The 8,183-nt window shown below is 71.9% G+C and carries 7 protein-coding genes; 3 read left to right on the top strand and 4 right to left on the bottom strand.

Annotated elements, in window-relative coordinates; all coding sequences use genetic code 11:
- Positions 1-155: 155 nt before the first annotated feature.
- Positions 156-752 carry a dihydrofolate reductase family protein gene (locus ACFXMF_RS45245; RefSeq protein WP_360321045.1) on the bottom strand — a complete coding sequence of 199 codons (597 nt, stop codon included), beginning with the start codon at positions 750-752 and terminating at the stop codon, positions 156-158.
- 248 nt (positions 753-1,000) lie between these two features.
- The gene (locus ACFXMF_RS45240) at positions 1,001-1,696 is read right to left on the bottom strand and encodes a DUF998 domain-containing protein (RefSeq protein WP_379991288.1); all 696 of its coding nucleotides are present in this window, start codon (positions 1,694-1,696) and stop codon (positions 1,001-1,003) included.
- Between the two features lie 166 nt (positions 1,697-1,862).
- On the opposite strand from ACFXMF_RS45240, the gene ACFXMF_RS45235 reads away from it, so the two are divergent.
- Entirely contained in the window at positions 1,863-2,192 is a 330-nt protein-coding gene (locus ACFXMF_RS45235; RefSeq protein ID WP_360321051.1) for a YciI family protein, read from the top strand.
- Complete coding sequence (locus tag ACFXMF_RS45230; RefSeq protein WP_379991289.1) at positions 2,189-4,228, top strand: sigma-70 family RNA polymerase sigma factor; 2,040 nt, start codon at positions 2,189-2,191, stop codon at positions 4,226-4,228. The genes ACFXMF_RS45235 and ACFXMF_RS45230 overlap by 4 nt, the downstream gene beginning before the upstream one ends.
- A 455-nt stretch (positions 4,229-4,683) precedes the next feature.
- Here the strand turns inward: ACFXMF_RS45230 and ACFXMF_RS45225 are convergent, their stop codons facing one another.
- Positions 4,684-5,880, bottom strand: a complete 1,197-nt coding sequence (locus ACFXMF_RS45225; RefSeq protein ID WP_360321057.1) for a PP2C family protein-serine/threonine phosphatase — start codon at positions 5,878-5,880, stop codon at positions 4,684-4,686.
- Between the two features lie 241 nt (positions 5,881-6,121).
- Here ACFXMF_RS45225 and ACFXMF_RS45220 point away from each other — a divergent pair, with 241 nt between their 5' ends.
- Positions 6,122-6,535: a MarR family transcriptional regulator gene (locus ACFXMF_RS45220; protein WP_360321060.1), complete on the top strand. Its 414-nt coding sequence runs from the start codon at positions 6,122-6,124 to the stop codon at positions 6,533-6,535.
- 549 nt (positions 6,536-7,084) lie between these two features.
- Here ACFXMF_RS45220 and ACFXMF_RS45215 read toward each other — a convergent pair.
- Entirely contained in the window at positions 7,085-7,909 is an 825-nt protein-coding gene (locus ACFXMF_RS45215; protein ID WP_360321063.1) for a hypothetical protein, read from the bottom strand.
- Positions 7,910-8,183: the final 274 nt, after the last annotated feature.

Here is an 8,183-nt window from a genome sequence, read left to right as displayed (position 1 = left end):
CGTGCGGTGCACGGGCCCGACGACGCGTTGCGAGAGCGACCGCGTTTCCCAGCCTCGATGGTGCCGGTGCCGAGGCGGTCCGCGTCTTCGTCGCCGTGTCGGCGCGGCCGGGAGTGTTCCCGGCCGCGCCGTGGGAGTGCGATCCCGGGCGCGAACTACGCCGCGGTCACCGGCCGGTAGGTGCACACGTGCACGCCCGTGCTGCTGACCACCGTCGAGACCAGTTCGAGCGGGCGCAGCGCGCCGTCGGTCGGGAAGAGCGTCTTTCCGCCGCCGACGAGCACCGGCATGATCATCAGACGCAGCTCGTCGACCAGCCCCTCGGCCACGAGGGTGCGGGCCAGCGAGAGGCTGCCCATCACGACCAGGTCGCGGCCGTCGGTCTCGCGCAGCTTCCTGATCCCGTCCAGGGCCCCGTCCCCGGGGATGCGGGTGGTGTTGTTCCACGTGAGGTCGTCGTCGGCCAGGGTGTCGGAGACGACGTACTTGGCGACCGAGTTCATGTGGTCGGCGAAGGGGTCACCGGCCCGCCCGGGCCACGCCGCGGCCATGACCTGCCACGTCCGGCGCCCGAACAGCAGGGCATCGGTGTCGGCGGCCCACTCCGCGAGCGCGCCACCCATCACCTGCGGGTCGAAGAACGGGTGCGTCCAACCACCGTGGGCGAACCCGCCGTCGGTGTCCTCGTCCGGCCCGCCCGGAGCCTGCATGACGCCGTCCAGACTGACGAACTCACCAATGACAATGCGCATCGAACCGTCTCACTTCCTGGTTGGGTTGATTACCGTTCACCAAAACCGCCGGATCGCGCGGGACTCGTCGGTCCCGACGATCCCTTTTCGAGGGCACCGCAGCGGGTGCCTCTCGACCGCCTCGTCGTGCGGCGACCTGTGCGTCACCACGACGTCGGTCGCACGGGGCGGGCGCCCCCGGTCGACGAACTCCGGGGGCTGTCGCGCCCACTCGGCGAGCGCGTGCGCAGGCCGGGGGGCGGTGTTCCTCAGGCGGTACGCCGGTAGTGCGCGGCCACGTAGGCGAGCAGCGCGAACATGACGGTCGTACCGATGGCTATGGTCAACGCGCCGGCCGCGCCGCCGCTCATCGCCCAGGCGTCGCCCGCCAACTTGACCGTGGCCGCGACGCGGCAGACGACCGCGAGCCGCCGGTTCCCGAGCCGGGAGAAGTGTCGGCCGAGCAGGTAGCCGATGGCGATCAGCGAGAAGAACGTGATCGACCCGGCGGCCATGTGTCCGTACGCGTGCCAACTCATCGACTCCGGGACGCCGTCCGGCGTGCCCACGGGGAAGCCGTCCGCCGGGTCCATCGTCAGCAGCCCGGCGGCGACCATGCCCACGCCCACCACCCGGACCAGCTGCGGCACCGCGACGCCGCCGGCCGTCCCCTGCATGACCCGCCGCAGCCCGGCCGCGCCGGCGGTGGCCAGGATGCCGGCGATCACGAAGTTGGTGATCTGGAGCCGGCCGAGCGATCCGGTGGCCAACTGGCTGAGCGCGTGCCGGGTCGGCTCGAAACCCTCGCGGGTGAGTGCCTGGGCGACCGACACGGCCACCCACAGTGGACCGGCGACGGCCGCGCAGGCGAGCAGCGCACGGGTGCCGACCGAGCCGCGTTCGGCGGCGGTCCGGGTCCGGTCGGCGGTGACCGGGGGGCGCGGGGGTCGGGTGGTGGTGGTCACGGCGGGCTCCTTCGAGGGGCGGGCGGGCCCCGGATTCCGGTGGGGCTCGCACCGTCGTCGATCCGCTGATGTGACAGGGAATAAGGTAATTACCCGTCACACGGCGGATACGACGCACGGGTGTGCCTCGGCGATCCGGCCGGGCCGGACGAGACGGAGAAACGCCATGCGCTACCTGATGATGTCCAAGGCCTCGGAGAACGCGAAAACCCCCGACGAGAGGCTGTTCGCCGAGATGGGCGCCTTCATCGAGGAGCTCAGCGCCGCGGGTGTACTGCTGGCCTCCGGCGGTCTGGAGCCGAGCGGCGTCCGGCTGGTCTCCGAGGGCGGCGAGGTCACCGTCACGGACGGTCCGTTCGCCGAGTCCAAGGAGGCGGTGGTCGGCTTCGCCCTCGTCGAGGTCCGCTCCCACGAGGAGGCGATCGAACTGGCCCGCCGGTTCCGCCGGATCGTCGGTGACGGCGAGAGCGTGATCCAACAGGTCTTCGGTCCGTGACGGACGTCCACCGCACGATCGACGCGATCTGGAGGATGGAGTCGGCCCGTCTCGTCGCCGCGCTGACCCGCATGGTCCGCGATGTGGGCGCGGCCGAGGAACTGGCCCAGGACGCGCTCGTCGCGGCGCTGGAACAGTGGCCGGAGTCGGGCATCCCGGACAACCCGGGGGCCTGGCTCACCACCGTCGCCAAACGCCGCGCGGTCGACCACATCCGCCGCGAACGGCGCCTGGCGGAACACGGCGAGACGCTCGCGTACGAACTGGCCGAGCAACGGCGACTCGACGACGTCGGCGGCCCCGAACACGACCCCGGGGCCGCCGAACCCCAATCCGAGTCCGAGCAGGACGACGTGCTGCGGCTGATGTTCGTCTCCTGCCACCCGGTGCTGCCGACCGAGGCGCGCGTCGCCCTCACCCTGCGGCTGCTCGGCGGGCTCACCGCGGCCGAGATCGCCCGCGCGTTCCTCACCGTCGAGCCACTGATCGCCCGCCGCATCGCGACGGCGAAACGCACCCTCGCCGAGGAGCGGGTGCCGTTCGAGCTCCCGGATGGCGCCGAGTTGGCCGAACGCCTCGCCTCCGTCCTGGAGGTCGTCTACTTGATCTTCAACGAGGGCTACTCGGCGACCTCGGGCGAGGACCTGATCCGGCCCGGCCTGTGCCTGGAGGCACTGAGGTTGGGCCGCCTGCTCGCCGAGTCGGTGCCCGACGAGCCGGAGGCCCACGGCCTGGTGGCGCTCATGGAGATCCAGGCGTCGCGTACGCCGGCGCGCACCGGTCCCGCCGGCGAACCCGTGCCGTTGCACGCGCAGAACCGGGGACGCTGGGACGGGTTGCTCATCCGCCGCGGCTTCGCGGCGATGTTGCGCGCCCGCGCGGCCGGCACGCCCGGCCGGCCCGGTCCCTACCTGTTGCAGGCCGCGATCGCCGTCTGCCACGCCCAGGCGCGCACCGCCGAGGAGACCGACTGGGTCCGGATCGCCGGGCTGTACACCGCCTTGGCCGGCCTCCTGCCCACCGCCGTGGTGCGACTCAACCGGGCGGTCGCGGTGGGGATGGCGGACGGCCCGGCGGCCGGCCTCGCCCTCGTCGACGAGCTCGTCGCGGACCCCGCGCTACGCGACTACCACCTGCTCCCGGGGGTACGAGGCGACCTGCTGCTGCGGCTGGGGCGCGGCGAGGAGGCCCGCCGGGAGTTCGAGCGCGCGGCGTTGCTGACGCGCAACAGCGCCGAACAGACCTACCTGACGCGTCGGGCCGAGGCGATCCCGCTCGGCGACGCGTCCGCGTGGACGTTCGGCGAGGCCATCGACGCCTTCCTGGCCGGGGATCGGCTCGCGCCGGCGACGGCCCGCTCCTACGGACAGACGATGTGGCGGCTGCGGCTCTCTCTGGGTGTGGGGATGCCGCTCGCGTCGCTGACGGCCGATCAGATCGCCGGTGCCTTCCGCGTGTCGTGGGGTGGCGTGGCGGCGGCCACGTGGAATCGACACCGCTCCGCCGTACGGGCGTTCGCGGCGTGGACGCACACCCCGGGCCTGGACGCGGGTATCCCCCAACGAACGCCCCAACGCCGCCCCGCGCCGGCGCCCGCCCCGATCCCGCCCGGAACGGCGTGGCCGGGAGACGTGGAAGCCCCGTTGCGGGAGCGCACGTTGTGGACGCTGCTGCACGAGTCGGGCACGACCGTCGCGGCCGTGCTGGCCCTCAACGTCCAGGACCTCGACCTGCCGGAGCGCCGAGCCCGCCGCACCGACCGGCGGTCGGATCGGCGTGACGCATGGATCACCTGGCGATCGCGCACCGCGGCGCTCCTGCCCGAGCTTCTGGACGGCCGGACCCGAGGCCCGGTGTTCCTCGCCGACCGACGCCCGGGCCCGACCCGGGCGGGCATCCTGGGCCCGGAGGACGTCTGCCCGCTGACCGGCCGCGGGCGACTGTCGTACGAACGCGCCGAGTTCCTGTGCAAGTCCACGACCGGACACCCGCTGCGCCGGCTACGAGACTGGAGCGAGGAAGAGAGCCGATCCTGAAACCGAGCCGAGGCCGTCGGCCCACAACCCCACCGGACCGACCATCACGATCGGCACGGCGAAAGCTCTCGCCGCCGAATTCCCCCGCCGATCCGGCATCCCCATCACCGCAGGGATGACGCGGGCCCGGATCACCGAGGCGGTCCGCCACACGTTCGACCGGGAAGGCGTCCGCCTGATCACGCCCGGCATCGGGGCCGCCGTACCCGCCGACTGTGGGGCTGTTCCGCGGTGGCGGCATGCCCGGTCACCGGGCCGAGGCCGGTATCGAGCCGCGTGGTGATCGACTCGACCGGGTCGCCGGCGACCTGGCCGGCCAAGGCGGGTGCCGCCGTCGAATCGCAAGCCCGGCGCATGCGTGAGGTCGAAGACCGGGTGCTCGGCCGGCGGAGCGGTCCTCACTGCCGACGGGTCCGGCCGGAGGCCGGTTGTCGTCGCGGTCGGGTGTGGTGTCTTCAGGGGTTGGCGGGGTCCTCGGCCGGCGGGTGGGTGGTGGGGCGGCCGTGCCAGTCCAGGCATACCACCAGCGCGTCGTCGTCGGGGTCGGGGCGGCCTCGGTGGCCGGTGAGTTCGCGCAGGAGGGCGCGGGGCATCTCGGCGGCGGGCAGCAGTCGGGTCGCGTTGATCGCCCGGGCCAGCGCGCGTTCGCCGTATGCCTCGCCGGCGGGAGAGGCGACGGCGTGGACACCGTCGCTGACGAACACGAGACGGTCGCCGGGCCGGAGCTGGAACTCCTGTGACGTGTAGTCGGTCTCCTCGAACATGCCCAGGGGTAGTTGCGCGTCGAAGTCGACCGCCGACACGGTGCCCTCGCGCAGGAGCAGCAGGCGGGGGGAGCCGGCGTCGACCACCCGGACTCGTCCGGTGCTCAGTTCGAAGTCCAGCAGCAGGACGGACAGGTAGGCGTCGCCGCGGTGCTGGGCGAACACGGCCTGGTCGGCGAGGGCCGCCTGGTCGGCGATGGAGATGCCGGCGCGGCGGGCGTTGCGCAGGGCGTTGATCGTGAGGTTGGTGAGCAGGGCGGCGTCGATTCCCTCGCCCATGCCGTTGGTCACCGTCAGGACGAGGTGGTCGGCGGTGGCGGACCAGTCGAAGTTGTCGCCGTGGACGGCGTAGGCGGGTTCGAGTTGGGCGCCGATGGCGTACTCGTCGCGGCTGCACGCTCGTCCGGGCAGGAGTTGCCACTGCATTTCGGCCGCCAGGGTCAGGCGGTCCTTGCGCCGGGCCCGGAGGTAGATGTCGGTGTCGCGTTCGGCGACGATCACCGCGTGGGCGAGCATTTCGGCGATGTCGAGCAGTTCGGCCCGGATCGCCGACGAATGGGCGTCGGTGGGCAGGACCACGCTGAGTACACCGAGGCGATCGCCGCGTACGGTCACCGGGAGGTGTACGACCGTGGCGTCTTCTCGCTCCTCGCGGCCGGGCTCCTGTGCGCCGAAGACTCGGCCCGGGAGACTGTTGTCGATGGACAGGGATTCCGGGGTGTGGGCGAGCCCGGAGACCGGCAGCAGGACGGTCAGGCTGTAGTCGGCCAGCAGAAGTTCGACGGATCTCGCCCCGTAGTGCCGCTTCAGCACGGTGCGGATGGCGTCCAACAGTCCATGCGGTGGGGCGGCGCGCAGCGCGCGCTCGGCTTCCTCGTATGCATTCACAGTCAGTCTGCAGCCGTTCTCTGCGGAGGCGCGGCGGTGGCGCCCCCGTGCGGGTCCGGGGGCGGTCCGGACCGCTGTCGGATCAACCGCTTTTCCAGCGTCTATTGTGGTACGGCGCGGCCGTCGGGCCGGCGGCTGTTTCGGGCGTCAGAGTAAGGCGGTGAGCGGGGTTTCCTCCCCTCGACACGACCAAGCGGACGAGACGGCGCGAACGGCGACTGCCGCGGCCGAATTGCTCGAGATGCTGCTTGGGCGCGCGTCCACGGCTCCCGTCTCCACGTCACAACTGCGCGCGCTGTTCCTGCTGGAGCAGCACGACGGCATCAACCTGCGCACGTTGGCCGACGGTCTGCGGTCGACGCCCTCCTCGACCAGTCGCCTGTGCGACCGCTTGCAGGCGGTGGGTTTCGTGGAGCGCTCGCCCAGTGCCAGCAGTCGTCGGGAGCTCGAATTGCGGCTGAGCGGGCGGGGCCGTGCCTTCTTGGCGGATCTGCGCGCGCGCCGACAGCGCGAGCTGGCCGTGGTGACCGCACGCATGTCGCCGGAAACCAGGACGATGCTGCTCAAGGGCCTCGAAGCCCTGCACGGGGCCGCCGCCACTCTCGCGGACGAGGTAGCCGACGCAGCGCGCGCCCCCCAGGCCCGTACCGCCTGACCCGAGCGGACGTCACCCCCGACGGGGCGTGCGGCGCGCCCGTCCGCACGTGTGCCGGGGGCGCCGGGCATGCCGACGAAGGCGTCGCGAGCCGACACCGGTCGGTGCCCCATGACGACCCCCTTCGTCGGACCGGCAGCCTCACCCCGTCGCGGGCGCGCGGGATCGAGCGACGGGATCGTCGCTGTCTGACGTCGGTGGCCGTGTCTTGCTCCGCCGTCCGATGTGCAGCGTATCGAATTATTGACTGGTGACAAATATTGCGTCCAGGCATGCGTTTGGGTCCGACACCGGTAATCCCGAGGGGAGTTCCTCGGAACGGCCTCGGGTGGTCCCGACGACATCCGTGCGCGGCGATCGGCCACGGGTGTCGCGTCGGGCGCCGGCGTTCGGGAGTGGGGGCGGATGCGGCGTCGCCGCTCGCGTCGACCGCGGAGGGGAAACCGTCGGCATGGGTGCGCGCGGTGAGGCACCTGTCGCCGCCGTTGCCGGCCGTTGTCGCGTGGATCGCCCCCGCGGCGCGGCAACGGCGGTGCTACAGGCCGCTGTTCACCGTTGGCACAGCTCGTGCAGGGCCCGCCATTCGAGGTAGAGCACGAACCGGAGGTGGTTGTACGCCTGGTGGACCGCACTCGCGCAGGGCGCGTCGAGTTTGTAGCCCTTCACGGCGTCCTTGAAGGGGTGGCCGTCCATGCCGTCCGGTGTCACGAAACCGAGTTCGAGCAGCCGACCCAGCCCTTTCGGGTCGGCGGCGAACATCCGAGCGATCAGCAGTTCGTTGAGGGTCGTGCTGCTGACCGAGTGAGACGGCGGCTTCTCGACGATGGGCATCGCGTTTTCGAGGAACTCGTTGACCGCCGCGCGGCCCTCCAGCAAGGCCGCGTTCCAGTCGAAGTCCAAACGTTCGGGCTTGGCGCCCGACGTGGCGACCACGCTCGTCCCGGTCGCGTTCAGCAACCGTCCGAGATCGGACCGGGCCTCGACCGTGGCCCGCAAGGCGATGAGCAACTGCACCGCCCGCAGCAGTTGCGCGCCGGGGGTGGGCCAGGTGATGCCGAGTTGAGCGTGATCCTTGCCCGGATGCCAGCTCCACCCGTCGGGGATCTTCAGCACCAGCGGCAGCACCGCCTCCAGCAGCGACGCCTTCGGCTTGAGGCTCCGGCTGCGGACTTCCTTGCGCAGTTCCGTGCAGTCCGCGTGCGTGAACGGCGTTGTGGAGCTGTTGGTCCACTCGTCGACGCTGACCGTCGCCGGGTCGATCGCGTTCGTCCCCGGCGGGACGGTGAACCTGAAGTGGTGCCTCGAGTCGTGCAGCCACTTGTGGTCCGCGAACTTGGTCTCGGCACCGGGCGTGACCGTCCAAGTCAGGGTCACTGGCGCAGGCGCGGGCGCAGCCATCGGTAATCCCCCATCCCCCAGGGCCCGGCCACCGCCGGGCCACTGTCCGCCATGGTGCCGGACCGCCGGGCGGCTGCATGTCGAAAATGCGAAACTGTCGGATAATGTGCCAAATTGATGGAACTTTTCCATCACGGGCACGATCGCACGCTCTTCGTCACGGGTGAACCGGCCGGGGGGGTGGGGCCGCCGGGCGCCCACCGCCACAGCAGCCCAGCCCGGAGCACGGGGGCGGGGGGGACCCCCCGGG

The sequence above is a fragment of the Embleya sp. NPDC059213 genome (assembly GCF_042754445.1).
GTDB lineage: Bacteria > Actinomycetota > Actinomycetes > Streptomycetales > Streptomycetaceae > Embleya.
Note: the sequence above shows the minus strand (reverse complement) of the source record. Positions and strands in the feature narration are given on the sequence as shown.

Excerpts from the sequence above, each read along its gene's own strand:
- ACFXMF_RS45245 (WP_360321045.1), bottom strand. The coding sequence starts at position 752 with ATGCGCATTGTCATTGGTGAGTTCGTCAGTCTGGACGGCGTCATGCAG.
- ACFXMF_RS45235 (WP_360321051.1), top strand. The coding sequence starts at position 1,863 with ATGCGCTACCTGATGATGTCCAAGGCCTCGGAGAACGCGAAAACCCCC.
- ACFXMF_RS45220 (WP_360321060.1), top strand. The coding sequence starts at position 6,122 with ATGCTGCTTGGGCGCGCGTCCACGGCTCCCGTCTCCACGTCACAACTG.